Origin of the sequence: Pseudomonas sp. 10B238, assembly GCF_000970615.1 — a bacterium.
In the GTDB taxonomy this organism is placed as follows: domain Bacteria; phylum Pseudomonadota; class Gammaproteobacteria; order Pseudomonadales; family Pseudomonadaceae; genus Stutzerimonas.
Map to the genome: position 1 here is coordinate 1 of NZ_KQ033989.1, position 409 is coordinate 409.

1 protein-coding gene is annotated in these 409 nt (G+C 55.0%); it reads right to left on the reverse strand.

Annotated features, from left to right (window positions below; all coding sequences use genetic code 11):
- Positions 1-409 (reverse strand): LysR family transcriptional regulator (locus RT21_RS22920; protein WP_256203920.1); only part of this gene is annotated, 409 nt, incomplete at both ends.

A 409-nucleotide genomic window follows, 5' to 3' on the forward strand; every position in this document is an offset into this window, starting at 1 on the left:
GCATCAGTCATCTGATCTTCCAAGCGGAGATCGAATTGCAGGTCAGGATGTGCAGCGGCCAGGGGCTGAAGAAACGGTATTAGGAAGCGCCTGCCAATAGCATGTGGAGCCGTAATCCCCACCCTACCTGACAGCTCAGGCTCCGTCCTGTGCGACCGGAATAGCGTATCGAAATGATCCAGAGCTGACATGGCATCTTTGGCGTAATCCTGACCGAAAGCAGTGATGCTCACCTGGCGGGTATTGCGGTGGAACAGTGATTCGCCAAGCTCAGTTTCCAGGGCTTGAATGGCTCGAGTCACCCCTTGTGGGGAGATGCCTAATCGAGTTGCCGCTTGGCGGAAGCTACCTGCCTCTGCTGCTGTGCAAAAAATCCTAACCATCTCCATGCGGTTAAGCATGTTGCCCC